Source organism: Pseudomonas fluorescens, from assembly GCF_900636825.1.
GTDB classification, from domain to species: domain Bacteria; phylum Pseudomonadota; class Gammaproteobacteria; order Pseudomonadales; family Pseudomonadaceae; genus Aquipseudomonas; species Aquipseudomonas fluorescens_BG.
The window spans coordinates 4,697,414-4,721,875 of the sequence record NZ_LR134318.1 but is presented as its reverse complement, the minus strand read 5'-3'; the positions used below and the strand labels follow the sequence as shown (position 1 = coordinate 4,721,875).

The following is a 24,462-nucleotide window of genomic DNA, read 5'->3' as shown; positions in this document are numbered from 1 at the left end:
GATTCCTTGATCAGTCGGCGCGAGGCGGACTGTTCTGCTCGCCGAGGGTCTTGTCGTCGCTGATGGCGATGTGGGCACCGTTGTCCAGTTTGATCTGGCCGGCCGTCACCACTTGCTCGCCGCTCTGCACGCCTTTGTTGATCATTACCAGGCCATCGCGGCGTTCACCGGTCTCGATGAAACGGCGTTCGGCGATCAGGACTGGTTGGCCCTTGTCGTCTTTTTCGACGTTGCCGTCCTCGGCTTTTTTCTGTCCGACCACGTAGATCGAGTTGCCATAGAGCGTGTAGGTGATCGCACTTTCCGGTACCACGATGTGCTTTTGCGGATCGGGCAGCAGCACCTCAAGGCTGGCGAACATGCCCGGCAACAGTTTGCCGTCGGGGTTGGCCAACGTGGCACGCACCAGAATGTTCCGCGTGGTGCTTTCGACAATCGGGTTGATCGCGCTGATCTTGCCGACAAAGTTCTGCCCCGGATAAGCGGCTACGGTGAACTGCACCGGCTGGCCGACGGCGAGTTTCGGCACCGATTGCTCGGGCACGTAGAAGTCGGCGTAGAGGCTGCTCAAGTCTTGCAACGTGGCGATTTTGGTACCGCTGGCGAGGTAGTCGCCGACGTCGACCTGGCGGATGCCGATGGTGCCGCTGAACGGCGCGAGGATGCGCTTTTTCGCCAGCGATGCGTTGAGCTGATTGACCGTCGCCTTGTTCTTTTGCAGCACGGCGGAGAGGCGGTCGTACTCGCCCTTGGAGATGGCGCGGCTGTCGACCAGTTGCGCGCCACGGCCGAAGTCCAGTTGCGCCAGGCCAAGATCAGCCTTGGCGGTTTCGAGGAGGGCGGTTTCGACGGCGCTGTCGAGTTGCAGCAGCGGTTGCCCGGCTTTGACCTTCTGTCCGGATTCAAATTTGAGTTCGGTCACCGTGCCCGCCACTTCCAGGCTCAGGTCAACGCCTTGCAGGGCCTTGAGCGTGCCGACGGTGGGCAGGCGCATCTGCCACGGCTGTTCGCCGGCGGTAGCCACGGCGACGCTGATCGGCGGTTTCGGTTTGGAAAAGCCCTGGATCATCGTGTAGATCGAAAAGGCTTTGTATCCGCCCAGCACCAGGACGATCAGCAAGACCACACCCAACATGATCAGCATGCGGCGACGCAGCATATTTCCAGTTCCTTGGATAAATCAGGTTAGACAGGCCCGAACATTACTCCGAGTGAGGCAGGGAATCCAACTGCATACACTGCAAAAGATCGCAGCCTGCGGCAGCTCTTACAGGGGATTACGGTCCAGTGTAGGAGCTGCCGAAGGCTGCGATCTTTTGCTGTGTATTCAGGCCATCAGATGCAGATGGTTGTCCCAGAGCCCTGCCGGCAGTTCGAGCGGTTTGGCCAGCAGTTCATCCTGACGGCAATCGTAATAGCGGCAACGGCCCTGGCCCGAGGTCACGACGAACCCGTCCTGCACCGCACCGACCCCGGCGCAATCAGGCAGTGGCGCATCGAGGCGCACTTCGCCGCTGTCCAGATCCCAGATAAAGAAACGGTTGCCACGCGGCGCCGTCAGGGCGACCAGGCGCAGATCGCTATGCACCGCCACGCTGGCGGTGTAATGCCCCATCGACTGCAACTGATGCTCAGGCACCGGAAACGCCACGAACGGCTGTCCCGGACGCTTGATCGCCAGCAGCTCCGAACGCTCGTGGGACGGCCCCATGAATTGCTGGCCGGCAACGATAGTGCCGTCGCTGGCGATGCCCAGGTGACGCACACTGTTCATTTGCTGGGTGAGCGTTTCCTTGCTCAACAGAGTGCCGTCGCGTTGCATCAGCACCAGGCTCGGCTCCATGGCGTTGAGGTTCATGTCGACGCGGCTTTCCGCCTCGGTGCGAATCCCGCCATTGGCCACCACCAGCGTCTCGCCATCGGGCATCCACGACACCTGATGCGGACCGAGACCGTGGGTGGAAATCTCGCCACTGTGCACCAGCCGCTCGCCTTCGAACCGATACACACCCAGCAATCCACGACCGGGATCAGTCGTGTCGTTCTCGGTGGCATACAGATACTCGCCGTCCTTGTGCACCACGGCGTGGCCGTAGAAATGCCGGTTCGGCTGTGAGGTCACGGTCTGCAGCAAAGTACCGTCGCGCAAATCGATCAAGTAGCTCTCCGTGCCCGGACGCCGCGCGACGAACAGCGCGATCGGCTGCGTCGGATGGTTGATGATGTCGTGGCAGCGCTGGCCGACTTCGGTGGCGAACAGCCGCGTGCCGTCCAGCCGATAACCGACGGCGTAATGCTTGCCGTCGGTGTCGTCGCGCGCCGACAGCAGCAGCGGGCTCTGATCCTTGCGTTTGAACAGCGTCCAGCCGCCCAGCGTCACTGCTCCCAGCAGTGCACTACCTAAAGTCAGAACCTGACGTCGCAGCATGGCACTCGCCCTCATCAGTCACCGTCGTTGGCGTTGAAGCCCAGTTGGATGCCCAGCGCCTTGGCCAGTTCGCCTTCATGCAGGCGATGGACGACGTTGAGGCTGTCATAGATGTCGTTGAGTTGCTGGCGACCGGCGTCATCTTCGAGCATCTCGCCGAGCGAACGCTGGGTGCTGTCGAACAGTTTCAGCGAAGCGGCATAGGCGGCGTCGATTTTGTCCGCCAATGGTTTTTGCTCGGCCGGCAACAAGCCGCGCAGGCCTTTGTTGTCGACGCCTTCCCATACGGTTTTGGCGGCGCTAAGGCTGGCTTCCAAAGCGGTCAGCGACGACTGGCTGCGCCACGCATCAGCCTGGAATGGCTGCGGTACGCCTTTGCTCTGACGGCCCATCGGAGTGCCGAGTTTTTTCTTCAGAGTGTCGAGTGCGGTGACCTGCACACGCAGCAGATCGGCGATCGCTTCGTGGGAGTCAGCGTAGCGCTGGTTAGGGAACTTGGTCATCTGCGCAAGCATGCCGTCGGTGTTGTTCCAGCTCTGCAGGATTTCTTCGGCCAGTTGTTTCTGACGTTCGCCGATGGCGATCAGCAGCGGGCAGTATTTGGCTTTCTGCTCGTCGTTGGCGACATCAGGCTTGGCATCGAACAGGATGTATTCGTAAGCCGACAGACCCTGAACCACTACGCTCGATTTGGCCAAAGCGGCGGCGTCGATCTGTGGTTGGGCGACGACCAGTTGCTCGACCTGGCGACCGACCAGGTTTTTCTTGTCCGGCCAGAACTGCACCTGCCACGAACGGTTGCCCTCTGCCAGCGGCCCAATCAGCAACGGTTGCAGCTCGGCCCAGGCTTTTTGCGCGTGCAGGAAGTCGGCGCGGGCGGTCTCCAGGGTTTCCTTGCCCTGGCAATAGGCGAGGGCGCTGACCGCCAGTTGCTTGTCGGCTTCAACCCAACGGGTGTAAGTCGGCAGGATCACCGATTTGGCGATAGCTGCCGAGGTGACCGCTTGCGGATCCTGCGGCGAGCAGGCGCCGAGGGCGAGCGCAGCAAGGCTGGTGAACAATAACTTGGGACGGAACATGTCGGGCTCCCGATGCTTTTTCAGTATTTAAAGTGAGTTCAGAAACGCCAGCAGCGCAGCACGCTGCTCGGCATTGAAAGACAAAACCTGTTGTTGCGCAGCGCTCGCTTCGCCGCCGTGCCAGAGCACCGCTTCGAGCAGATTGCGTGCGCGACCGTCATGCAAAAACTGTGTGTGACCGCTGACGGCTTGCGTCAGGCCGATGCCCCACAACGGCGGCGTGCGCCAGTCGCGGCCAGAGGCCCGGAATTCGCTGCGGTTGTCGGCCAGACCTTCGCCCATGTCATGCAACAGCAGATCGCTGTACGGGCGGATTACCTGATTGGCCAATTCCGGTTCGGCAGCATTGGCGGCAGTGGTGTATTTCGGCGTGTGGCACGACTGGCAACCGGCCTGGAAAAACAGATTCTTGCCGGTCAGCACCTGTGGGTCATTAACGCCACGGCGCGCCGGGACTGCCAGATTGCGGCTGTAGAACAGCACCAGCCGCAGAATGTTATCGCTGACTTCCGGTTCGCCGTCCGGGCCATTGCCGTTCGGCGCCTGCTTGCAGGCGGTTTGCGCCTCGCTGCAGTCGTCGAACGGCCGCAGGCTGGTGGTCAGGCCCATATCACCCGAGAACGCGTGAACGTTCTGTTGATTGAGATTCGGCTGTCCGGCTTTCCAGCCGAACCGGCCGATGACGGTTTTCTGTAATTGATCATCCCAGACCCGATTCGGCCGGCCATTGATGCCGTTGTTTTCTTTCGCCTGAGCAGCAGCGTTGGCGAGGATGGCTTCTTCGGGAATGGCTTCGAGCAGGCCCAGACCAATCATCGCCGGCGCGACCCGCGCAGAAAAACGTGTGTCGGGATGCATCGGGCCGTAACCGAGTTGAGTGATCTGCAGCGTCGGTTTGCGCAGCTCGATTTCGCTGCCGTCCCTGAAGCGCACCGGCACCGGCGTGTAGTCGACGCGCACTTTGCCCTCCGGGGCGACGCCGGGAACGGCCATGTCCTGGAACTGGCCGCCGTAGACCGGCTCCGGCACCACGCCAAGTTGCTCGATGATTTTGGCGTAAGGCGGCGCATCAGGGATCGACAGGCGCACCAGCATCGACACCGCATTGGTCGCATCCGGCTCGGGTGGATGACCGCGACCGTCCTTGATGTGGCAGTTCTGGCAGGCATTGGTGTTGAACAGCGGGCCGAGGCCGTCGCGTGCTGTGGTGGTCGACGGCGCGATCACCCACGGGCTGCGGAAGAAGCTGTTGCCAACGCTGAAATCCACTCGCCGCGACGGCGGCAGGTTGGCCGAGGGCAGGGAAAACGCATTCTGATCGCTCTTGCGCACAGTCGCCGCACCACCCGAACGCGCTTCACCGGGTTCAGCCTCAGTGAAACGCGGGGCGTCATCGCAGGCACTCAGGCCCAGGGCCAGCAACAGTGCGGACAAGCGAAGAGGCAGCGAGGGCATCAGACATCCTGAAACGGGCGAAAACAAAGGCGCAAAGTCTAACAGGGCGAAGGGGTTTGAATAAGAGGAATTATCGTTTGCTTGATCAGCGCAAAGCCGAACCGCGTAGGAGCTGCCGAAGGCTGCGATCTTTTGATCTTGCTTCTTGAAAGGAAAAATCAAAAGATCGCAGCCTGCGGCAGCTCCTACAGGAGGGGTGTGCGTCAGGCATGAAAAAGGCGACCCGAAGGTCGCCTTTTTTTTGAAGCGCACGCGTTGATCAGAACTCGTGATCGGCGTTGTCCGGGTTCAGATCGCTGATGCCCAGTTTGCCGGCGGCGGCTTCGATCGAACCGGTCTGTTTGACCAGTGCGGCGATGGCGTCGCGTACCACTTGATTGCCCGCGGTGTTGCCGGCGGCGATCAACTGGTCGTAGTGCTCACCCTTGTTGGCGTGATCGACCATGACCTGGATCTTCGCTTCGGTGGCAGCCAGATCGGCTTTCAACGCGGTGTCGGCGGCCGGATCGGCCTTCGCCACCAGCGACGACAGGCTGGCGCCGTTCAACTTGGTGCCGTCCACGCGGGTATATTCGCCGAGGTAGACGTTACGCACGCCTTTGGCATCGTAGAAGTGCGAGTAGTGAGTGTTGTCGCTGAAGCAGTCCTGCTCGTCTTCTGGCGAGTTGGCTTCCAGAGAAACCTTCATGCGCTCGCCGGCCAGTTCACCCAGGGACAGGCTGCCCATGCCGAAGAGCATTTTGCGCAGACCGGTTTCGCCGGGCTCGGCTTCCAGAGTGGCGCGATAGTTGTCAGCCACGTTCGGCTTCCAGTTGCCGACCATTTCTTCCAGATCGCTGACCAGCAGTTGGGTCACGGACTTCAGATAGGCGCGACGACGATCATTGTGGCCACCGGTAGCGCCGGCGCCTTCCAGGTAATCCGATGCAGGACGGTTGCCGGCGCCAGGACCGGTGCCATTGAGGTCTTGACCCCAGAGCAGGAATTCGATGGCGTGGTAGCCGGTAGCAACGTTGGCCTCGGAACCGCCCAGCTCATTGAGGCTGGCGAGTTTTTCCGGGGTGATCTCTTTCACGTCGACCTTGTCTTCGCCGACCTGTACTTCGGTGTTGGCGATGATGTTGGCGGTGGCGCCCGGGTTACCCAGTGCATGCTCGTAGGATTTGTCGACGTAGTCGATCAGGCCTTCGTCCAGTGGCCAGGCGTTAACCTGACCTTCCCAGTCATCAATGATCGTGTTGCCGAAGCGGAACACTTCGCTCTGCAGATACGGAACGCGCGCGGCGACCCAGGCAGCCTTGGCGGCTTTCAGGGTGTCGGCATCCGGCTTGGCGAGGAAAGCGTCAACGGCGGTTTGCAGGGTTTTCGCGGTGGATTCGGCATCGCTGTAAACGGCGAAGACCATGTCGGCGTAATGCGCGACCACGGCCTTGGCGGCGGCTTCGTCGACTTTACCGGCAGCAGGCGCAGGCGTAGCGGCAGGGGCTGGAGCAGCGCTGCTGGAGGCGGGCGTCATTTCGGAGGCTTTTTCTTTGTCTTTGCCTTCGCCGCAACCGGCGAGGGAAATAGCGATGGCCAGCAGACTGGCGGTAGCCAGAGGCATACGAATCATGGCGAACATCCTGCTTCGATAGTTGAGTGGACTCGCGCTGGGGGTGCGCAAAACTGCGACATAATGCAAATCTTTCGCATTATGTGTAAAGGCGTGGCTGGAAATATTTCTTATTTGCGCATGAAGAGCAAAAGATCGCAGCCTCGTTTCACTCGTCAGCTCCTACAGGGGGGGAACGAGTGTAAAGGCGTGGCTGGAAATATTTCTTATTTGCGCATGAAGAGCAAAAGATCGCAGGCTCGTTTCACTCGTCAGCTCCTACAGGGGGGAACGAGTGTAAAGGCGTGGCTGGAAATATTTCTTATTTGCGCATGAAGAGCAAAAGATCGCGCCCTCGTTTCACTCGTCAGCTCCTACAGGGGAATGCATTTCAAATGTAGGAGCTGCCGAAGGCTGCGATCTTTTGATCTTATAGAATGGCCGCGTTGCTGCGCTGCGCCTGCTTGAGGTAGTTGCCCAGCTCGCGCGCCGGCAGCGGCTTGCTGTAGTAATAGCCCTGACCTTCGTGGCAGCCTTCGGAAATGATGTAGCTTTCCTGTTCGGCGGTCTCCACGCCCTCGGCAATCACCTGCATGCCCAGGCTCTTGCCCAACTGAATGATTGCGCGAACGATGGTCGCGTCGTCGTCGTCATCCAGCAGATCCTGCACGAAACTCTTGTCGATCTTGATCTTGTCCAGCGGCAGGCTTTTCAGATAGCTCAGCGATGAATAACCGGTGCCGAAGTCGTCGATGGCAATCAGTGCGCCGGAGCGCCGCAGGCTCAGCAAATGTTGGGCAGCGGTGCTGATGTCTTCCATGAGGCCGGTTTCGGTGACCTCCAGTTCGAGGCTGCGCGGTGGCAGGCGATACATCTGCAACAGATTGTTGACCACCCGCGGCAGCTCGGCGTGATGCAACTGCACGGTTGACAGGTTCACCGCCATGCGCAGATCGGCGAAGCCCTGATCGTGCCAGTCGCGTAATTGCTTGCAGGCCTGATCCAGCACCCATTCGCCGATGGCGATGATCGTGCCGTTCTGTTCCGCCAGCGGGATGAACAGGTCTGGCGGCACCAGACCGTGTTCCGGATGCTGCCAGCGAATCAGCGCTTCGACCCCGACAACGCGCTGATCGCGATAACTGATCTGCGGCTGATAGACCAGATAGAACTGGTCGCGGATCAGCGCATCGCGCAGGTCTTTTTCCAGCTCGCGCCGGCGGCGCATCTCGCTGTCGACGCTGGCAATGTAAAACTGGTAACGGTTGCGCGAACGGGTCTTGGCCAGCGTCATGGTCTGCTCGGCCTTCTGCAACAGCTTCTCGGTGCTGTCGCCATCCTCCGGGAACAAAGTGATGCCGATGGTCGCGCGCAGACGGATCTCCTGATCGCCGAGCGCGAATGGCGCCTCCAGATCGTCAAGAATGCTTTGCGCCAGTTCCGCCGCCTCGTAAGGCTGTTCGATGTCGGCCTGAACCAGTGCGAACTGATCGCCACCCAAACGGGCGAGGGCGCCCAGGCGACCGCTGTGGGCGCGCAGGCGATCCGCCAGCGCCAGTAACAACTGGTCACCGGTCTGGTAGCTGAATTGCTCGTTGATGCCTTTGAAATCATCCAGTCCCACGACCAGCACGGCGACCCGGCGTTGCAGCTTGCCGGCGTCGACGAGGATCTTGTCCAGTTGCTGCTGCAATTGCTGACGGTTTGGCAGGCCGGTGAGGAAATCGTACTGGGCCATGCGCAGCAGGCTGTTTTCCGCTTCGTGGCGTAAGTGGGTATTGCGCTCGATGGATTCGAGCAATTGGTTGGCGGTGTTGATCCAGATGCCCAGTTCGTTTTTTTCGTGGCCCTTGAGCTGAGGAATCTTGTGTTCGCTGGGCCGATCCGGGTTGATCTCGGTGAGATGCTCGATGATCCGCGACAACGGTTTGGTCAGCAGCCAGTGATAAACCAGATACAGCACAAGCGCCATGGCCAGCGCGCGCAACACGCCGGAAATGAAGATGATCACCGAACTGATGATAAACCCTTCGCCGTAGGTGGCGGTGTCGAGGGTGATACTCAGATCGCCGTAATACTCGCTGTAAGGGCCACGTCCCACCAGTTGCGTGGTGAAGGTGCGCTCCTTGCCGAGAATCACGTCAGTCAGCCAGCGGCTGTTGGAATGCTGCAGATCGCGCGATTTCTGCGCGAGCATGGCTTCGTTGGGGTGGCCGATGGAGGCCTGCCGCACGGCGTCATCCTGAAACAGGCCTTCGATCACCTGCATGCCCATCTCGCGGTCGAGGCTGTACACGGCCTGCGTCGAGGGGTCACGGAACATATCGAGAATGCGCTCGGCGTCACCCGCCACTGCCTGACGGGTTTTGTAAGCGTCGAAGACAATCTGCGCGCAGCTCAAGACTACGCCGACGATCAATGCCGACAGGAGCACGACCCGGAGCAACTTCACCGACAAGCTGTTCTTGAGTTCCAGCTTCAAAGAGGTATTCCTTGTTCCGTGCGGGTAGCGTCAAGTTGCCATGAGTATTGGCAATCCCGGGTTGTCAGTCAAAGGGACAATCGGACCCCGGCTCATTCGTCCAGGACCTTGGCCCAAAGGCTGCGGTGGATTCTTCGCCGCGGTTTGTACTATGTCGGTAAATGCAGCCCTCAACTTGAGCGATTCGGAACAATTTTCTTCTGGTTTGATGTTAGCCCGCTGCGCCACGGCGGCAAGCCACTTGAGGCTGCATTTGCTGTGGGAACAAGGCTGTCCTTGTGTAGGACGCCTGTGGTAGCTCTCACAAAGACCAGAAGCGTTTAATGTTCCTGGGTTTCAGTAGGGTGTAATAAATCACAGGCATAAAAAACCCGGCAATAGCCGGGTTTTTTGACTGGCGCGCAGCTTAAGCGGTGAAGGTTTTGCCTTCGAACTGCTCGGCAACGAACTTCCAGTTGACCAGGTTCCAGAACGCTTCGACATACTTTGGACGAACGTTGCGGTAGTCGATGTAGTAAGCGTGTTCCCAGACGTCGCAGGTCAGCAGCGGGGTGTCGCCGCTGGTCAGCGGGTTGCCGGCGCCGATGGTGCTGGCCAGAGCCAGGGAACCGTCAGCCTTTTTCACCAGCCAGCCCCAGCCGGAACCGAAGGTGCCGATCGAAGTTTTGCTGAACTCTTCCTTGAACTTGTCGAACGAACCGAACGCTGCATTGATGGCTTCAGCCAGCGCGCCGGTTGGTTGACCACCGGCGTTTGGCGCCAGGCAGTTCCAGTAGAAAGTGTGGTTCCAGACCTGAGCGGCGTTGTTGAAGATACCGCCCGAGGAAGTCTTGACGATTTCTTCCAGGGTCTTGCCTTCGAACTCGGTGCCTGGCACCAGGTTGTTCAGGTTCACGACATAGGTGTTGTGGTGCTTGTCGTGGTGGTATTCCAGGGTTTCCTTGGAAATGTGCGGCTGCAGGGCATCGTGTGCGTAAGGCAGCGGCGGCAATTCGAAAGCCATGATGATTCTCCTAATCAGGTCTGTTGCGGTGAGCGCAAGGCCGATCACGGGCGGCCAGAAATGCGCCGGCGAGTTTTTACTCTTTGCGGCGCAGGGTTCGGATCATAGCACCGGGGTTGCGGCATAACCACGCAACAACTGTGTGGGAAAGAGGTTCCAGAGCGGTTTGGAATAAATCAGCTGGCGATAATCAACTGTGCCGCCACCGTGAACATCATCAGCGCGACCACCAGATCGAGAATCCGCCAGGTACTCGGCCGAGCCAGCCACGGTGCCAGCCACGCGGCGCCCAGTGCCAGAGTGAAAAACCACAGCAGCGAAGCGCTCGCCGCGCCAACCACATAAGCGGCGGGCACCAATTGTTGCGCGCCGAGCGAGCCGATCAGCAGCACGGTATCCAGATAAACGTGTGGATTGAGCAGTGTCACCGCGAGCGCGCTGAGCATCACTGCGCGTAGCGAGCGGACGGTCTGATTCTGGCCTTGATCAAGACTCTGTTTCGAACAGGCCCGGCGCAGCGCCTGGCTGCCGTACCAGATCAGGAACGTCACGCCGCCCCAGCGGGCAATCGCCAGCAGCGTCGGGTTCTGCGCCAGCACGGTCGCCAGCCCGAAGACCCCGGCGGCCACCAGCAGCGCGTCGCAGACCACGCAGAGTGCCGCCACCGGCAAATGGTGCTCACGGCGCAGGCTCTGCGCGAGAACAAACGCGTTCTGCGTGCCGATCGCCATGATCAACCCCAGCGCCACCAACAGACCGTTCACATAGCTTTGCCACATAGGTGTTACTCCGCGTTGGCTGCAAGGTCGCGCAGCACGTGCATGGCGCGTTCGGCGTCGGCCCGGCCGACAAACAGATGGTCGTGGTAGTAGCCGGCGATCACGTTGCAACTGATGCCGGCCTGACCCAGCGCGGTGGCGAACGCGGCGGTGAGGCCGACCGCCTGCAATGCCGAATGCACATTCAAAGTGATCCACGCGGCGACGTAATCGAAACTGAACCCGGCCTGTTCGGCCTGTGAACGTTCAAGAATCAGCGTCAGGCCTTCCTGTTCACGGAAGCTGCCGATCACTTCCAGGCCATCGGGTATCCGACTGTCGCCCAGGGTGCAGAACACGTAATCGCCGGCGTTGAGTTGTGGACTCATGCTGCGCAATAAAGTCGAGAGAGAGGTTTCACCGGCCATGAAGTTATTCCTGAAAAGAGAGTGCTTGCTGGCTATTCTCCCGGCGAAGGCTGTATAAGAAAAACCAATAATGCTGATCGCTCATTAGGAAAACTGATGTTCGACTACAAGTTGCTTTCTGCTCTGGCCGCAGTCGTCGAGCAGGCAGGATTCGAGAGGGCCGCGCAGATACTCGGTCTGTCGCAGTCAGCCATCTCGCAGCGCATCAAGTTGCTTGAGGCGCGGGTCGGCCAACCGGTGCTGGTGCGCGGCACGCCGCCAGCGCCTACGGAAATTGGCCGGCGCTTGCTCAACCACGTGCAGCAGGTGCGCTTGCTGGAACGCGACCTGCAGACGCTGGTGCCGGCACTCGATGAAGAGGGGCTGGCGGAACGTCTGCGCATTGCGCTCAATGCCGACAGCCTTGCCACTTGGTGGGCCGGGGCGGTGGGGGATTTTTGCGCTGAGCAGCATTTATTGCTGGATCTGGTTGTGGAAGATCAAACAGTGGGGCTCAAACGCATGCGCGCCGGCGAAGTCGCCGCGTGCCTGTGTGCCAGTGAACGGCCGGTGGCCGGCGCGCGCAGCGTCTTGCTCGGCGCCATGCGCTATCGCGCGCTGGCCAGTCCGGCGTTCATCGAACGGCATTTTCCCGACGGCGTGCGTGCCGAACGATTGCCGCGCACGCCGGCGCTGGTGTTTGGCCCGGATGATTTTCTGCAGCATCGCTATCTCGCCTCGCTCGGTGTCGATGGCGCTTTCGAGCACCATTTATGCCCGTCTTCAGAAGGTTTTATTCGCCTGACCGAGGCCGGACTTGGCTGGGGGTTGGTGCCGGAACTGCAAGGACGCGAGCAATTGCAACGCGGCACGTTGCGCGAGTTGCTGCCAGATAAACCGATCGATGTGCCGTTGTACTGGCATCATTGGCGCAATGGCGGGCAGTTGCTGGGCCTGTTGACCGAGCAATTGGTGCGCGCCTCTGCGCAATGGCTGGTGCCCTGGAAACAGCCATAAGCGTCAAGCTGCAAGCGGCAAGTGAAGCGCTGCGTACCGTTTTAAACTTGCAGCTGGAAGCTTGACGCTTGAGGCTGCTTTTTTGTTGGAGTTGTGCATGAAGATTCTCGTTACCGGCGCAAGTGGCTTCATCGGCGGACGCTTTGCGCGTTTCGCCCTTGAGCAGGGCCTGGACGTGCGGGTCAACGGCCGCCGGGCCGAGAGCGTCGAGCATCTGGTGCGTCGCGGCGCCGAGTTCATTCCGGGCGATCTGACCGACCCGGACCTGGTGCGTGAATTGTGTTCCGATGTCGAAGCGGTGGTGAATTGCGCTGGCGCCGTCGGTTTGTGGGGGCGTTATCAGGACTTTCACCAGGGTAACGTCGAGGTCACCGAAAACGTCGTCGAAGCCTGCCTGAAACAGCGGGTGCGGCGTCTGGTGCACCTGTCTTCGCCCTCGATCTATTTTGATGGCCGCGATCACCTCAATCTGACCGAAGAGCAAGTGCCAAAACGTTTCAAACATCACTACGCTGCAACCAAGTATCTGGCCGAGCAAAAGGTCTTCGGCGCCCAGGAGTTCGGTCTGGAAACCATCGCCCTGCGCCCGCGTTTCGTCACCGGCGCCGGCGACATGAGCATCTTCCCGCGGCTGCTGAACATGCAGCGCAAGGGGCGTCTGGCGATCATTGGCAACGGCCTCAACAAAGTCGATTTCACCAGCGTGCAGAACCTCAACGAAGCCATGCTCAGCAGTCTGCTCGCTGCCGGTTCGGCGTTGGGCAAGGCCTACAACATCAGCAACGGCGCGCCGGTGCCGTTGTGGGATGTGGTCAATTACGTGATGCGCAAAATGGAAGTGCCGCAGGTGACGAAATACCGATCCTACGGACTCGCCTACAGCGTCGCGGCGCTGAATGAAGGTGTCTGCAAACTCTGGCCGGGCCGACCCGAGCCGACGCTGTCACGCCTGGGCATGCAAGTGATGAAGAAAAATTTCACCCTCGACATCGCGCGCGCCCGGCATTATCTCGACTACGATCCGAAAGTCAGCCTGTGGACGGCACTCGACGAGTTCTGCCACTGGTGGAAAGCTCAGGACATTCGTTGAAACGATTCGGCCGGGCGGCACTGAACCGCACCGCGGGTTGAGGGTCAATGCCTGCGGCTGCGGCGGTTATACTTCGCAGCATTCAGCTATCACCGAGTTTCACAAAGGTCGCCTCAATGCCCATCCGTAACGATGCCCACGACGATTTCGACGATGTCCCGAGCCTGCGCGCCGACACCTTCGACGACGATGACATTCCGACCACCAAGCGCACTTCGGTGCATTCGCGCACAGCCCCGGTAGTCAAGGTCAAATCAGCCAGCACCGGGCCGTTGTGGGCACTGGTGGGAGCGCTGTTCTTCGCCTTCATCGGTCTGGCGTGGTGGAGCTTCCAGCAGATTTCGCTGATGGAACAGCAATTGGTCGCGACGCAGGAAAGCTTCGCGCGGATCAGTGAAGAAGCGGCGGGGCGTCTGCAGGACATTTCCGGCAAGGTCGTCGCCAGCCAAAGCAATGTCTCCAGTGATAGCGAAGCATTGAAACTGCAGCTCAAGCAGTTGGAAGGCAAGCTCCTCGATCAAAGCAAGCAGCAGCAAGGCGTGGCCGGGCAGGCCAGCGATCTGGACAAGCGGCTGGCGCAAATGACCGCGCAGACCACTGAACAGCAGAACGCCAATACGCAGTTGCAGGCGCAAGTCAAAGCCCTGACCGCCGAGTTGGCGACGGTGAAAAGCACACCCGCCGATACCAGCAAGGTCGACGCTCAGTTGAAGTCGTTCGATGCCCAGGTCAAAAGCCTCGGCGCGGATATTGCCGCATTGAAGAAACAGGGCAATCCGAGTGCGGCAATCGATCGTCTGGAACAGGACATCGTCGTGCTCAAAAGCCAGCAGGACAACCGCCCCGCGACGCCGCAGGGTGGCGGCAACACCGCCGAGTTCGATGCATTCCGCGCGCAGATGACGCGCAACCTCAACACCCTGCAGGCCCAGATTCAGAATCTGCAGCAGCAGATCAATGCCCGCCCTTGAAATTCTGATTGGCAAGTCTTGTGGCGAGGGGATTTATCCCCGATGGAGTGCGAAGCGCTCCCCTGCATCTTAAGCAACACCGGGTGTCGGATCCCAGGGCTGCTTTGCAGCCCATCGGGGATAAATCCCCTCGCCACAACTTATGCGGCAACTTCTCGATTCATCTTCAGCCTCCGACTGACCCCAAGCCGTCTACGCTCTTGAAACACCAACAAGAACGGGGGATGCGCTATGGGGTTTTTGCATAAAGTGGTCGGGCTCGGCCTGCTGCTATTGGCCGGTTTCGGCCAGGCCAGCGCCGCCACGGCCGCCAAGGATGACAGCCAGGCCGCCATTGCCTTGCTGGAAAAAGCGTTGGCCTACTACCACGACAATGGCGACAAGGCGTTCGCCGCGTTCAGCCGTCAGGGTGAGTTTGTCGACAAGGATCGCTACGTATTCGTTCTCGACACCCATGGCGTGATGCTCGCCAGTGGCGGGCCATCATCGGCGTTGATCGGCCGCGATGTCAGCGAGGTGCTCGGGCCGGATCTGCAGAAAGCTTTCAAGGATGCGCTGAAAGTGCCGGAAGGCAACGGCGTCCAGCAAGCCGAATACCGCTGGCAGAACTGGGCCGACGGCAAGGTCGAGCGCAAGCATGTGTTTTATCAGCGGGTCGGCCAGCGGATTCTCGCGGTGGGTTATTACCTGCCCCGGGCCTCGGCTGAACAGGCCAAGGCGCTGCTCGACAAAGCCGCGACGGATCTGACCAAGGACGAGAAAGGCACGCTGACCGCGATCAACTCGCTCAAGGGCGGTTACTTGCAGGACGATTTGTATGTGTTCGTCGTCGATCTGAACAACCAGCGCTACGTTGCCCATGGCACCAACCTGCGCTTGATCAACACCGACTTCGGCAAGGTCAAGGACCCGGAAGGCAAACCGGTGGGCGAGCCGATTCTGGCGCTGATCGATAAGCAGGCTGAAGGCGAATACGAATATCGCTGGAAAAACCCCGTGACCGGCAAGCTCGAAGACAAGCATGCCTACGTGAAGAAGGTCGGGCATTTCCTCGTGGCGGTGGGTTATTACAGCCCCTGAAGTGCAACGCCGCCCGTCACCGAACACCTCGTCCTCCTGTAGGAGCTGTCGAGTGCAACGAGGCTGCGGTCTTTTGATTGTTCCCACGCGCCGCGTGGGAGCGATCAATCAAAGATCAAAAGATCGCAGCGTGCCGCAGCTCCTACAGGGTGCGTGGCCGTGAGCTTTCAAGATTACTTCGCGCTGTGTTCCCGCCCGCGCAGCAGGTTGTTCGGCATTGCTATCGCCGCCGCCAGCCCGAGTAACGACACCGCCGCGCTGACCCAGAGCAAGTGCCGGAACGTCACCAGCAATTCTGCACGCAAGGCGTTCTGCGCGTCGCCCGGTGCCGCGTTCAGGCCGTCGAGCAGCACGTTGCCCGAATGCCCTTCGCTGATCAACGAACTGCTCGCCAGATGGGCGAAACTGGAGTCGTGCAACAACGCCAGCAGCAGCGCCGACATCAATGCCACGCCCACCGCGCCGCCGAGCGAGCGGAACAGATTGGTGGTGCTGGTAGCGACACCGATGTCGCGTTGCTCCACCGAGTTCTGCGTGCCGACCAGCGAGGTCGGGAATTGCATGCCGCCGGCGATGCCGCTGAGCAACATGAACAAACCGCTGAGCAGCGTCGCTTGCGGCGGGCTGAACGCCATGCCGAGGATCGAGATCGGCATCAGGATCGCGCCGCTGAGAATCTGCGGTTTGTAGCGCCCCGTGATCGAGGTGCGGCGGCCGGCGAAATAAGCGCCGATCGGCAAGCCCATCGCCAGTGGCAGCAAGTGCAGCGCCGCGCTGTCCGCGCCAGCGCCAGTGACGCTTTGAAAGCGCAGCGGCATCAGCACGATCAGGGAAATCGCCTGGAAACTGGTGAAGAAAATCGTGCACCAGCACAGCAATGCATTGCGGTTGGTGAACAGGTGCATCGGCAGCAGCGGCTCTTGCGCGCGGCGTTCATGCCAGACAAACAGCGCCAGCGCGATCACGGCACCTGCGAACAAACCGAGGACTTCGCCGCTGCGCCATGAATGGCCCTGTCCCACTTCAGTGATGCCGAGCAGCAACGCCGTCAAACCGATGATCATCAACACGGTGCCGAAGTAATCGATGATCGGCTTGCGTTGCGGAATCGGCAGCCCGCGCAAGTTGCGGTGCGCCACCCAGTACGCGCCGAGGCCTAGCGGCAGGTTGATCAGAAATACCCAGCGCCACGACAGATATTCGGTCATATAGCCGCCGAGCACCGGGCCGGCGACGCTGGCCACTGCGTACATGCTGCTGAAATAACCCTGATAACGCCCGCGTTCACGCGGCGGCACGATGTCGCCGATGATCGCCTGACTCACGGAAATCATGCCGCCAGCGCCGATACCCTGAAGAATGCGCGCCAGCACCAGTTGTTCCATGCTTTGCGCCATGCCGCAGAACAGCGAGGCGAGGGTAAACAGACCCATGCCGAACAGCATCAGTTTGCGTCGCCCGTACAGGTCGCCAAGCTTGCCGTAGATCGGCACCGCCACGGTCATTGCCACCATGTACCCGGAAATCACCCAGGCCAGCAGACTGACGTCCTTGAATTGCGCGGAGATGGCCGGCATCGACACGGCAACAATGGTTTGATCCAGTGCGCCGAGAAATATCGCCATCATCAGCGCGACCAGCACGCTGCGAATGGCCGGTTTGGGCGTTTCAGGCTGATTGAGATTAGTCACGGGCAAAACCTGCGGGCAGTGAGAGTCCCGCAGATCGTCAGGCGAGCGGGGATGCTCGCAGTGTAAGTCGATAGCAGGCTATTCGATAGCCTCGTACGGAAGCCCGACGTAATTTTCTGCAATGGTTTTGCGTCCGGCTTCCGAGCTGACAAAGTAGTCCAGTTCTGAAGCACTGATGCGCTGGCTGAATTCATCATGATCGTCGAAACGATGCAGCATCGATGTCATCCACCAGGAAAACCGCTCGGCTTTCCACACCCGGCGCAAACAGACTTGCGAATACTTTTCCAACAGGTCGGTCCGGCCTTCGCGATAAACCTTCAGCAGAATATCGAACAACGTACTGACGTCACTCGCCGCCAGATTCAGGCCTTTGGCACCCGTGGGCGGGACGATGTGCGCGGCGTCGCCGACCAGGAACATCCGCCCGTACTGCATCGGCTCGACGACAAAGCTGCGCAGCGGCGCGATGCTTTTCTCGATCGACGGGCCGGTCACCAGCTTTTCTGCAAGGGCCGAGGGCAGGCGGTTTTTCAGCTCATCCCAGAAACGCTGATCGCTCCAGTCATCGACATTTTCATCCGCCGGCACTTGCAAGTAATAGCGGGTGCGCGTGGCCGAACGCATGCTGCACAGGGCGAAGCCACGCTCATGGCGGGCATAGACCAATTCATCGTGAACCGGTGGCGTGTCGGCGAGAATGCCCAGCCAGCCGAACGGATAAACCCGCTCGAACACCTTCAGGCAATCGGCAGGAATCGACTGTCGGGCGACCCCATGGAAGCCGTCGCAGCCGGCGATGTAATCGCAATCGACACGCCAGGTTTCCCCGTCCTTTTCGAAGGTGACAAACGCCTCGTCGCTTTTCATGCCGTGAGGAACGACATTGCCGGCTTGATAAACCGTCGGTGCGCCGGCCTCCCGACGAGCGGCCATCAGGTCGCGGGTGACTTCGGTTTGCCCGTAGACCATCACGGTCTTGCCGCCGGTCAATGCGTGCAGGTCGATGTGCACCTGTCGCCCGTCCAGCGCCAGCTCGAAACCGCCGTGAACCAGGCCTTCGGCGTCCATCCGCTGACTCACGCCGGCCTTGCGCAGCAGCTCTACCATGCCTTGTTCCAGCACGCCTGCACGGATGCGGCCGAGCACATAGTCAGGTGTCTGGCGTTCGAGGATGAGGGTGTCGATGCCAGCGTTGTGCAACAACTGGCCGAGGAGTAAACCGGACGGACCGGCGCCAATGATGGCGACTTGGGTTTTCAGCGTTTTCATTGTTTTTATGACTCGCAAGCTTCACGCGGCAGGCGCCGGCGAATGATTTTTATGGATCGAGTGCTTGCATTTTTCCCTTGCGGGTCTGTCAATTGAAGGTGAAAACTGAGCCGATACCTGTACATTCTGCCAATCGGTGCGATTATCGCCCCACAACCCTGAGGCCTGGATTGAAGTGATGAACAAGCCTGAGCTGCCTTCGATTCCCGTGTTCAAGCTCTACGGTGAAAGCCTGGACTGGCCGACCCCTGACTTGCTGCACTGTGAAACCATTTCTTCTCGCAGCCGCGAACATGAATGGGAAATCAAACCCCATCGTCACGCTGATCTATGCCAATTACTCTTCGTTTTCAAAGGTCAGGCAGAGCTTGAAATCGAAGGGCAACGCACGCAACTTGACACCCCGGCCATTCAGGTCCTGCCACCTTTGTCGGTGCATGGCTTTCGGTTTTCCGAGGACGTGGAAGGTTTTATCGTCACCCTCGCTACTCCGCTCATCACCCACTTGCAGGCACAATTGGGTGATTCAGTCCACGCGCTGGCCCATGCCGAGCACTATCCGGCAGGGAACGACGGCGATTATCTCAACAGCCTCTTCACGGCGTTGCAGGCTGAATACAACGGCCATCAACCGGCGCGTGAAATGCTCATGCATGCGCTCGTCAGCGTGATCATGGTTTGGGTCAGTCGCCAGGCCATCGTGCGCCACAAGGCGAGCCAGCGTCCGCAGCGCCAGCGCGAGTATCTCAACGGTTTTATCCAGTTGGTGGAAGAGACTTATCGTCAGCATGTGAAGGTCGAGGATCTGGCGCATCGGCTCGGCATTTCGGTTTCGCACCTCAACGGCACGTGCCGGGAACTGGCGGGGCAGCCGGCGCTGCAGATCATGCACGAGCGTCAGTTGCTCGAAGCCAAGCGCTTGCTGACGTACACCAGCATGACCATTTACGAGATGTCGGAGTTATTGGGGTTTTCCGATCCGACCAATTTCACGCGCCTGTTTCGGCGCCGGGTGGGCATTTCGCCAAAGGCGTTCCGCGACCGACTGAAGGCCGAGCAACAGACGTGAGCACACCGCCAAACCCTGTGGGAGCTGGCTTGCTGTCACCTTTGATGTTGAAGGTCGGACCGCAATCGCTGGCAAGCCAGCTCCCACAGAGCTCATGCCGGCCAGTGCATCAGCGCAACGCGTTGAGCGTGGCGTTGTGCGGAATGCACCGCTCATAGTTGCAGCTCGCGTATTCGCGGGGCAGCTGTCGCAGTTGCTCGACCCGCCAGGCTGCGGTGCCGTACAGCGCCAGGGTGGCAGCGCAGGTGATGAAAATCGCGGCGTATCTTTTTGTTTTGATGTTCATGGTGTTCGACCTCTGAACGTCTACCTTGCGGTATTACTTTCAGCATAGAACAAGATCAAAAGATCGCAGCCTGCGGGGGGAATGCCGGTTCGCTGTTGTTGCCGGACGATTCGCGTGTGATCGACAGCGCGGGTTTCCCCGAAGAATACAAAACCGAGGCCAGCGCGGGGGCGGCGTTCCTTCAAGCGTTGCTTCAGGAACAGCAACTGGACTGGACCTTTGTGTCGCCGTCGGCGGAATTTGTCGAGGGTGAGCGCAGCGGCACGTTTCGTCTCGGTCAGGATCATTTGCTGGAAACACCAAAACATTCGCGCCAGCGATTTACGATCGAATACTGACCCATCCCGTGTAGGAGCTGCCGCAGGCTGCGATCTTTTGATCTTGATCTTTAAAAACAACATCAAAAGATCGCAGCCTGCGGCAGCTCCTACAGGAATATCAGCGGCGCGCGGTAATCAGCGGGTTTGGGCTTGTTCTACCAGCCACAGCATCAATTCTTCCAACGCGGGCGATGGTTCGACACCCGCAGGCATCACCACGTAATACGCCAACCCCGTCTTCACCTTCAACGCAAACGGCATCACCAGCCGTCCAGCGTTCAGATCGTCGCCAATCAGCGACCAGTCCCCAATCGCCACACCCGTGCCGTGGGACGCCATCGACATTGCCTGATCCAGCGTCTCGAAATGCTGACCGCTGCCGAGGTTGCCAAGCTGCAGACCAGCCTCATCGAGCCACACCGACCAGTCCTCAATATCGTGAGTCGGGTGCAGTAGCAGATGCTGCTGCAAATCCGCAGGCGAATTCAGCGCTGGCGAACCCTTGAGCAGTTGCGGCGAGCAGACGGGTGTCAGTTGTTCATCGAACAAATGCAGCGCGCCCGGTGAGTGGTCCGGTGGTTGGCCGTAAATCACCGCGGCATCGAACTGTTCGCGGTGAAAATCCACCCCGTGCTGCAGCGACGCCGTCAGTTTGACCGGTACGTCGGGGCGCTCCTTTTGCCATTGCAACAGGCGCGGCAACAGCCAGCGCATCACGCAGCTCGGGGCCTTGAGTTGCAAGGTCTGACGTGTCTGGCCGATCTGTTCGGTGGCTTCGCCGATCGCGGCGAATACCTGCTCCACGCGCGGCAACCATTCACGCCCCTCGGCAGTCAGCGCCAGGCCTCGGGCCAGGCGGATGAACAGCGGATAACCGAGATGTTCCTCCAGCCCGCCGATCTGCCGGCTCACCGCGCCCTGAGTAATGTGCAACTGCTCGGCGGCGCGGGTGAAGTTGCAGCACTGCGCGGTAATCAGAAATGTGTGCAGGGCGGGTAGAGGAGGCAGGCGTTTCATGATGATCCGAGGTATGACGTGAGGGCATGGCTAGTATGACTTTTAATCGATTGTTGCTGCTAGCTGTGCGCCGTTCCAATGGGCACTCCACGGACCCTGTGGGAGCGAGCCTGCTCGCGATGACGGTTTAAGGTTCGATATGGATATTGGCTGGACCGCCTATTCGCGAGCAGGCTCGCTCCCACAGGGAGTGTTCAGTGAATGAAAGGGCAATCGAATGGCGACGTGCGGCGAAGTACTGGTCAAGCTGTTGGAAAATTATGGGGTTGAACAAGTGTTCGGCATTCCCGGGGTGCACACCGTTGAGCTGTATCGCGGGCTGGCCCGTTCGAGCATCAACCACGTCACACCGCGACACGAACAGGGCGCCGGCTTCATGGCCGACGGCTACGCGCGCACCAGCGGCAAGCCGGGCGTGTGTTTCATCATCACCGGCCCGGGCATGACCAACATCACCACGGCGATGGGCCAGGCCTACGCTGACTCGATTCCAATGCTGGTGATTTCCAGCGTGCAATCGCGCAGCCAGTTGGGCGGCGGACGCGGCAAGCTGCATGAGTTGCCGAACCAGAGCGCACTGGTCGGCGGCGTCGCAGCGTTCTCGCATACGCTGATGTCGGCGGCCGAGTTGCCAGCGGTGCTGGCGCGTGCTTTCGCGCTGTTCCAGGCCGGGCGACCACGTCCGGTGCATATCGAAATTCCGCTGGACGTACTGGTGGAAGAGGCCGACGACCTGCTCGCCAGCGTGCCGGTCTGCATCGACCGCGCCGGTGCTGCCCCGGCCGCCGTCAGCCGCATGGCCGAATTGTTGGCCACCGCCCAACGCCCGCTGATCCTCGCGGGTGGCGGCGCCATCGAAGCCGCTGCCGAGCTTGTCGAACTGGCCGAACGGCTCGATGCCCCGGTGGCGCTGACGATCAATGCCAAAGGCCTGTTACCGTCGACTCACCCGCTGCTGATCGGCTCGACGCAAAGCCTGGTCGCGACCCGCGCGCTGGTCGCTGAGGCCGATGTGGTGTTGGCGATCGGCACCGAACTGGCCGAAACCGATTACGATGTGACCTTCGCCGGCGGCTTCAAAATTCCCGGCAAGCTGCTGCGCATTGATATCGACGCCGATCAGACCGTGCGCAATTACCCGCCACACGTCGCACTGGTGGCCGATTCGCGCCACGCCGCATGCGCATTGCTCGCTGCCATGTCGCAGCAACCGCTGGCGCAGCGTCGCCAAGACTGGGGGCAGGTGCGTGCTGCGCGTCTGCGTGAGGATCTGGCGACGACGTGGGACGCAGCAACTCTGGCGCAGACGCGTTTCCTCGAAACCGTCCTCGATGAGTTGCCGGATGCGGTGTTGGTCGGCGATTCCACGCAACCGGTGTATACCGGCAACCTGACGTTCAACCCGGAGCGCCCGCGGCGCTGGTTCAACTCGTCTACGGGCTACGGCACGCTCGGCTATGCATTGCCGGCGGCCATTGGTGCATGGCTCGGTGGCCGCGTCGAGTCCGGCGAAAGGCCGCCGGTGGTGTGCCTGATCGGCGACGGTGGCTTGCAATTCACCTTGCCGGAACTGGCCAGCGCCGTCGAAGCGCGTACGCCGGTGATCGTTCTGCTGTGGAATAACCAAGGCTACGAAGAGATCAAGAAATACATGGTCAACCGCGCCATCGAGCCGGTCGGCGTGGATATCTACACCCCGGACTTCATCGGCGTAGCCAAGGCTCTCGGGTGTGCGGCCGAAGCGGTCAGCTCCGTGGCACAACTGCGTGGCGCGTTGCGTGCAGCCAACGATCGCCAAGGCCCCAGCGTGATTGAAATCGATCAGCGCCAATGGATGCAGGCGGTGGCCCAATGATGAATTTCCCGACCACCCTCGATGGCATCTACCTCAACGGCCAATGGTCCGCCGGCCCGGCGCATCTGCGCGTCATAAATCCGGCGACCGAGGCGCTGCTGACCACGGTCAATGGCGGTGACGAGCAAGCTGTCGATCAAGCCGTGACCGCGGCCACGCAGGCGTTCCCAGACTGGTCGAGAACCAGCGGCGCCGAGCGCGGCGCGATTCTGCGCAACATCGCCAATGGCGTGCGCAACGGTCGCGAGCAGTTGATCACACTGCAATCGAGCAACAACGGCAAACCGCAGTTCGAAGCGGCCATCGATGTCGATGACGTGATCGCCACGTTCGAGTATTACGCCGAACTTGCCGAAGGCCTCGACGCCGCAGGGGATACGAATGTGCCGCTGCCCAGCGAGGATTTCAGCGCACGTCTGCGCCGCGAACCGTGCGGTGTGGTCGGGCTGATCGTGCCGTGGAATTTCCCGATGGTGACCACTGCGTGGAAACTCGCGCCGGCACTGGCGGCAGGCTGCTGCGTGGTGCTCAAGCCTTCGGAAGTGACGCCGCTGCCGGAGCTGGAACTGGCGGCGATCATTGCCGAATGCGGTTTGCCGAACGGTGTGTTCAATCTGGTCTGTGGCACCGGTCTGGCGGTCGGTGCGCCGCTGTCGGCGGATCCGCGTATTGCGAAAATCTCTTTCACTGGCAGCAACGCGGTCGGCGTGCAGGTGATGCAGCGCGCGGCGGAAACCGTGAAGGGCGTGAGTCTGGAACTGGGCGGCAAATCCTCACTGTTGGTGTTGGCAGATGCCGACATCGACCTGGCGGTCGAGCTGGCCTGTGGCGGTGGTTTTTTCAACGCGGGGCAGATGTGTTCGGCCACCAGTCGCGTGTTGGTGGCCGATGAGCTGGCGGATGAGTTTCTCGAGCGTTTGCGCAAGCGCGCCCAGGCGATTCGTGTGGCGGATCCGTTCGACCCCGAGGTGGAAATGGGCGCGCTGGTCAATCAGGCGCAGTATCAGCGAGTGCTCGGGCACATCGATCGTGGGTTGAGTGCAGGGGCCAGATTGCTGTGTGGCGGCAATCGTCCGGCGGATCTGCCGCGCGGTTATTTCTTGCAGCCAACCGTGTTCACTGACGTGCCGCTGGACAGTGCGCTGTGGCGCGAAGAAATCTTTGGCCCGGTGCTGTGCGTGCGCCGTTTCAGCACGCAAGCCGAGGCAATTGCCTTGGCCAATGACACGCAATTTGGCCTGGTGGCGAGTGTGGTCACCCGCGATGCCGCCACGGCGGATCGTGTGGCGAATGAGTTGCAGGCGGGGCTGGTGTGGATCAATGCACCTCAAGTGATCTTTCCGCAAACGGCGTGGGGTGGGTACAAACAGAGCAGCATCGGTCGCGAACTGGGGCCTTGGGGTTTGGCGGCGTTTCAGGAGATAAAGCATGTAGTACGGGCAGTCTGAAATTGAGTTGCCCGTCTGACGCAATCGCTAGCAGGGCTAGCTCCCACAATGGATTTTCAGTGAACAGGGGATTTGTGCACTGCGAAGAACCATTGTGGGAGCCAGCCCTGCTGGCGATTGCGTCATCGGCTGCGCTACAAAAG

The 24,462-nt window shown here is 60.4% G+C and carries 20 protein-coding genes and 1 pseudogene; 8 read left to right on the top strand and 13 right to left on the bottom strand.

The window, feature by feature from the left end:
- Nucleotides 1-10: 10 nt before the first annotated feature.
- The 9 genes from EL257_RS21360 to EL257_RS21320 form a co-directional block, all read right to left on the bottom strand.
- Complete coding sequence (locus tag EL257_RS21360) at nucleotides 11-1,159, bottom strand: efflux RND transporter periplasmic adaptor subunit (RefSeq protein WP_126365969.1); 1,149 nt, start codon at nucleotides 1,157-1,159, stop codon at nucleotides 11-13.
- Between the two features lie 168 nt (nucleotides 1,160-1,327).
- Nucleotides 1,328-2,428, bottom strand: coding sequence for a DUF1513 domain-containing protein (locus EL257_RS21355; RefSeq protein ID WP_126365967.1), 1,101 nt, complete (start codon nucleotides 2,426-2,428; stop codon nucleotides 1,328-1,330).
- 14 nt (nucleotides 2,429-2,442) lie between these two features.
- Nucleotides 2,443-3,507 carry an imelysin family protein gene (locus EL257_RS21350; protein WP_126365965.1) on the bottom strand — a complete coding sequence of 355 codons (1,065 nt, stop codon included), beginning with the start codon at nucleotides 3,505-3,507 and terminating at the stop codon, nucleotides 2,443-2,445.
- Between the two features lie 27 nt (nucleotides 3,508-3,534).
- The gene (locus EL257_RS21345) at nucleotides 3,535-4,962 is read right to left on the bottom strand and encodes a di-heme oxidoredictase family protein (RefSeq protein ID WP_126365963.1); all 1,428 of its coding nucleotides are present in this window, start codon (nucleotides 4,960-4,962) and stop codon (nucleotides 3,535-3,537) included.
- Between the two features lie 259 nt (nucleotides 4,963-5,221).
- Nucleotides 5,222-6,574, bottom strand: coding sequence for an imelysin family protein (locus EL257_RS21340; RefSeq protein ID WP_126365961.1), 1,353 nt, complete (start codon nucleotides 6,572-6,574; stop codon nucleotides 5,222-5,224).
- Nucleotides 6,575-6,983: 409 nt separating this feature from the next.
- Nucleotides 6,984-9,035 (bottom strand): putative bifunctional diguanylate cyclase/phosphodiesterase, encoded by a 2,052-nt coding sequence (locus EL257_RS21335; RefSeq protein WP_126365959.1) that lies wholly within the window; start codon nucleotides 9,033-9,035, stop codon nucleotides 6,984-6,986.
- A gap of 406 nt (nucleotides 9,036-9,441) precedes the next feature.
- Nucleotides 9,442-10,038 carry a superoxide dismutase gene (locus EL257_RS21330; protein WP_007918933.1) on the bottom strand — a complete coding sequence of 199 codons (597 nt, stop codon included), beginning with the start codon at nucleotides 10,036-10,038 and terminating at the stop codon, nucleotides 9,442-9,444.
- Nucleotides 10,039-10,214: 176 nt separating this feature from the next.
- Complete coding sequence (locus EL257_RS21325; RefSeq protein WP_126365957.1) at nucleotides 10,215-10,817, bottom strand: LysE/ArgO family amino acid transporter; 603 nt, start codon at nucleotides 10,815-10,817, stop codon at nucleotides 10,215-10,217.
- Nucleotides 10,818-10,822: 5 nt separating this feature from the next.
- A complete protein-coding gene (locus EL257_RS21320) occupies nucleotides 10,823-11,224 on the bottom strand; it encodes an ACT domain-containing protein (protein WP_126365955.1) in 402 nt (133 codons plus the stop codon).
- A gap of 96 nt (nucleotides 11,225-11,320) precedes the next feature.
- Here EL257_RS21320 and EL257_RS21315 point away from each other — a divergent pair, with 96 nt between their 5' ends.
- The 4 genes from EL257_RS21315 to EL257_RS21300 all read left to right on the top strand — a co-directional run bounded on the left by EL257_RS21315 (nucleotide 11,321) and on the right by EL257_RS21300 (nucleotide 15,361).
- Nucleotides 11,321-12,220: a LysR family transcriptional regulator ArgP gene (locus EL257_RS21315; RefSeq protein ID WP_126365953.1), complete on the top strand. Its 900-nt coding sequence runs from the start codon at nucleotides 11,321-11,323 to the stop codon at nucleotides 12,218-12,220.
- Between the two features lie 97 nt (nucleotides 12,221-12,317).
- Complete coding sequence (locus tag EL257_RS21310) at nucleotides 12,318-13,310, top strand: NAD-dependent epimerase/dehydratase family protein (protein WP_126365951.1); 993 nt, start codon at nucleotides 12,318-12,320, stop codon at nucleotides 13,308-13,310.
- A gap of 116 nt (nucleotides 13,311-13,426) precedes the next feature.
- Entirely contained in the window at nucleotides 13,427-14,281 is an 855-nt protein-coding gene (locus EL257_RS21305) for an ATPase (RefSeq protein ID WP_126365949.1), read from the top strand.
- Nucleotides 14,282-14,512: 231 nt separating this feature from the next.
- The gene (locus tag EL257_RS21300) at nucleotides 14,513-15,361 is read left to right on the top strand and encodes a cache domain-containing protein (RefSeq protein ID WP_126365947.1); all 849 of its coding nucleotides are present in this window, start codon (nucleotides 14,513-14,515) and stop codon (nucleotides 15,359-15,361) included.
- Between the two features lie 173 nt (nucleotides 15,362-15,534).
- Here EL257_RS21300 and EL257_RS21295 read toward each other — a convergent pair whose 3' ends face one another.
- Together EL257_RS21295 and pobA are read right to left on the bottom strand one after the other, a co-directional pair.
- Complete coding sequence (locus EL257_RS21295; RefSeq protein WP_126365945.1) at nucleotides 15,535-17,052, bottom strand: MDR family MFS transporter; 1,518 nt, start codon at nucleotides 17,050-17,052, stop codon at nucleotides 15,535-15,537.
- A gap of 78 nt (nucleotides 17,053-17,130) precedes the next feature.
- The gene (gene pobA, locus EL257_RS21290) at nucleotides 17,131-18,315 is read right to left on the bottom strand and encodes a 4-hydroxybenzoate 3-monooxygenase (protein ID WP_172604572.1); all 1,185 of its coding nucleotides are present in this window, start codon (nucleotides 18,313-18,315) and stop codon (nucleotides 17,131-17,133) included.
- A 187-nt stretch (nucleotides 18,316-18,502) separates the two neighbouring features.
- Between pobA and EL257_RS21285 the strand changes: the two genes are divergently transcribed.
- Nucleotides 18,503-19,393 carry a helix-turn-helix domain-containing protein gene (locus EL257_RS21285; RefSeq protein WP_126365943.1) on the top strand — a complete coding sequence of 297 codons (891 nt, stop codon included), beginning with the start codon at nucleotides 18,503-18,505 and terminating at the stop codon, nucleotides 19,391-19,393.
- 109 nt (nucleotides 19,394-19,502) lie between these two features.
- Here EL257_RS21285 and EL257_RS27810 read toward each other — a convergent pair whose 3' ends face one another.
- Nucleotides 19,503-19,679: a hypothetical protein gene (locus EL257_RS27810; RefSeq protein WP_016773438.1), complete on the bottom strand. Its 177-nt coding sequence runs from the start codon at nucleotides 19,677-19,679 to the stop codon at nucleotides 19,503-19,505.
- A gap of 77 nt (nucleotides 19,680-19,756) precedes the next feature.
- On the opposite strand from EL257_RS27810, the pseudogene EL257_RS21280 reads away from it, so the two are divergent.
- Nucleotides 19,757-20,017 (top strand): annotated as a pseudogene (locus EL257_RS21280) (NAD(P)-dependent oxidoreductase); the annotation flags it as partial.
- Between the two features lie 117 nt (nucleotides 20,018-20,134).
- Here EL257_RS21280 and EL257_RS21270 read toward each other — a convergent pair.
- Nucleotides 20,135-21,016 (bottom strand): LysR substrate-binding domain-containing protein, encoded by an 882-nt coding sequence (locus tag EL257_RS21270; RefSeq protein WP_126365942.1) that lies wholly within the window; start codon nucleotides 21,014-21,016, stop codon nucleotides 20,135-20,137.
- A gap of 217 nt (nucleotides 21,017-21,233) precedes the next feature.
- On the opposite strand from EL257_RS21270, the gene EL257_RS21265 reads away from it, so the two are divergent.
- A complete protein-coding gene (locus EL257_RS21265; protein ID WP_126365940.1) occupies nucleotides 21,234-22,871 on the top strand; it encodes a 5-guanidino-2-oxopentanoate decarboxylase in 1,638 nt (545 codons plus the stop codon).
- The gene (locus EL257_RS21260) at nucleotides 22,871-24,319 is read left to right on the top strand and encodes an aldehyde dehydrogenase family protein (protein WP_172604571.1); all 1,449 of its coding nucleotides are present in this window, start codon (nucleotides 22,871-22,873) and stop codon (nucleotides 24,317-24,319) included. Before EL257_RS21265 ends, EL257_RS21260 begins: the two co-directional genes overlap by 1 nt.
- Nucleotides 24,320-24,462: the final 143 nt, after the last annotated feature.

Bases quoted from the DNA above. Each gene is read 5' to 3' on its own strand.
- EL257_RS21330 (WP_007918933.1), bottom strand. From the start codon at position 10,038: ATGGCTTTCGAATTGCCGCCGCTGCCTTACGCACACGATGCCCTGCAG.
- EL257_RS21355 (WP_126365967.1), bottom strand. From the start codon at position 2,428: ATGCTGCGACGTCAGGTTCTGACTTTAGGTAGTGCACTGCTGGGAGCA.
- EL257_RS21260 (WP_172604571.1), top strand. From the start codon at position 22,871: ATGAATTTCCCGACCACCCTCGATGGCATCTACCTCAACGGCCAATGG.
- EL257_RS21340 (WP_126365961.1), bottom strand. From the start codon at position 6,574: ATGATTCGTATGCCTCTGGCTACCGCCAGTCTGCTGGCCATCGCTATT.
- EL257_RS21270 (WP_126365942.1), bottom strand. From the start codon at position 21,016: ATGAAACGCCTGCCTCCTCTACCCGCCCTGCACACATTTCTGATTACC.
- EL257_RS21300 (WP_126365947.1), top strand. From the start codon at position 14,513: ATGGGGTTTTTGCATAAAGTGGTCGGGCTCGGCCTGCTGCTATTGGCC.
- EL257_RS21350 (WP_126365965.1), bottom strand. From the start codon at position 3,507: ATGTTCCGTCCCAAGTTATTGTTCACCAGCCTTGCTGCGCTCGCCCTC.
- EL257_RS21345 (WP_126365963.1), bottom strand. From the start codon at position 4,962: ATGCCCTCGCTGCCTCTTCGCTTGTCCGCACTGTTGCTGGCCCTGGGC.
- EL257_RS21325 (WP_126365957.1), bottom strand. From the start codon at position 10,817: ATGTGGCAAAGCTATGTGAACGGTCTGTTGGTGGCGCTGGGGTTGATC.
- EL257_RS21320 (WP_126365955.1), bottom strand. From the start codon at position 11,224: ATGGCCGGTGAAACCTCTCTCTCGACTTTATTGCGCAGCATGAGTCCA.
- EL257_RS21285 (WP_126365943.1), top strand. From the start codon at position 18,503: ATGAACAAGCCTGAGCTGCCTTCGATTCCCGTGTTCAAGCTCTACGGT.
- EL257_RS21315 (WP_126365953.1), top strand. From the start codon at position 11,321: ATGTTCGACTACAAGTTGCTTTCTGCTCTGGCCGCAGTCGTCGAGCAG.
- EL257_RS21360 (WP_126365969.1), bottom strand. From the start codon at position 1,159: ATGCTGCGTCGCCGCATGCTGATCATGTTGGGTGTGGTCTTGCTGATC.
- EL257_RS21265 (WP_126365940.1), top strand. From the start codon at position 21,234: ATGGCGACGTGCGGCGAAGTACTGGTCAAGCTGTTGGAAAATTATGGG.
- EL257_RS21305 (WP_126365949.1), top strand. From the start codon at position 13,427: ATGCCCATCCGTAACGATGCCCACGACGATTTCGACGATGTCCCGAGC.
- EL257_RS27810 (WP_016773438.1), bottom strand. From the start codon at position 19,679: ATGAACATCAAAACAAAAAGATACGCCGCGATTTTCATCACCTGCGCT.
- EL257_RS21310 (WP_126365951.1), top strand. From the start codon at position 12,318: ATGAAGATTCTCGTTACCGGCGCAAGTGGCTTCATCGGCGGACGCTTT.